The organism is Halomonas sp. ND22Bw (assembly GCF_003011945.1).
In the GTDB taxonomy this organism is placed as follows: domain Bacteria; phylum Pseudomonadota; class Gammaproteobacteria; order Pseudomonadales; family Halomonadaceae; genus Halomonas; species Halomonas halophila.
Genome location: NZ_PXWD01001779.1, coordinates 1 through 236 on the forward strand (window position 1 = coordinate 1; position 236 = coordinate 236).

The window sequence follows — 236 nt, forward strand, 5'->3', positions numbered from 1 at the left end:
AGCTCGATCCCGAGATCGCCGCCGCGCGCGACGTGCAGATGATCGCCGCGCGCGCCCAGGCGGGCGAGATGCGACCGCCCGCGGCGGCGCTGGCGAACGGGCATCTGCTGGCCGGGTCGGCGGCGGCAGGCGACTATTTCCCGCAATTCCTCGGCGCGGCGGGCGAGCGGCTGGATGACGTGCTGGGGGCTGGAGCGTGGCTGCTTGCTGACGCGCCGATCCCCACGGGGGAGGGC

The 236-nt window shown here is 75.4% G+C and carries 1 protein-coding gene; it reads left to right on the top strand.

The window, feature by feature from the left end:
• Positions 1 to 236, top strand: a 236-nt coding sequence (locus tag CVH10_RS26435; RefSeq protein WP_219925116.1) for a hypothetical protein, incomplete at both ends; no start/stop codon positions are given.